The 646-nt window shown below is 48.0% G+C and carries 1 protein-coding gene; it reads left to right on the top strand.

Annotation, left to right across the window (positions count from 1 at the left end):
- Positions 1-79: 79 nt before the first annotated feature.
- Positions 80-574 carry a hypothetical protein gene (locus tag B4U49_RS00340; RefSeq protein ID WP_078082640.1) on the top strand — a complete coding sequence of 165 codons (495 nt, stop codon included), beginning with the start codon at positions 80-82 and terminating at the stop codon, positions 572-574.
- The last annotated feature ends 72 nt before the right edge of the window (positions 575-646 follow it).

The raw sequence follows: 646 nt of genomic DNA, 5'->3' as shown, positions 1-646 counted from the left end.
GCACGGTCGCTGCGCTCCCATTTTCGTGCAAAAAGCATACAAAATAAGCCGCGACTGATTGCGGCGTTAGGCAAACCACATGGAAAGAGCATTTTCAGCTCCCGTTGAAATTGAGCCGGATGAAGTGGAAGAAGTTTATAGCCGGGCGCGGACGGAGAAGTGGGAAGAAGATTGGTTGGAGGTATTTTATCCGGACCAAGTAAAGCCTAAGTTGCGTGCCTTGCCCTATTTGTGGGCTGTATTCCCAAAGGGAGTATATCCGGCGCTAAGTGGAAAAGCTGCAATCAAAGCTTACGAGGCTCAAGTAGCACCAGGATACGTTGTACTTCCGGACAACTTTAAGCTTGCTGTTCTCTCTAATACAAAGCCGGAGAATGCTCAGGCTTCCGAATATTATGTTTTCCCCGAAAACATGGCTTGGATTATGGCTTTCACTCACGAAGACTATTATGGTGAAAACGCAGGCCCATATTTCGCGAAAAACAAAGATTATGACAAGTTGGATCAAAAAAACCGACTTAAAGTAAAAAAGAAAGCGGAGGTTGAGGAGGCCAAAAGGCAAGGGTGGCTCTAATTGAGCGTGTGCAGAGCAACTGCCTAACAAACGCAAGCAGAATGCTCCAGCCCTTCGGGCCTCCGCGGGACG

The sequence above is a fragment of the Microbulbifer mangrovi genome, assembly GCF_002009015.1.
GTDB classification, from domain to species: domain Bacteria; phylum Pseudomonadota; class Gammaproteobacteria; order Pseudomonadales; family Cellvibrionaceae; genus Microbulbifer; species Microbulbifer mangrovi.
Note: the sequence above shows the minus strand (reverse complement) of the source record. Positions and strands in the feature narration are given on the sequence as shown.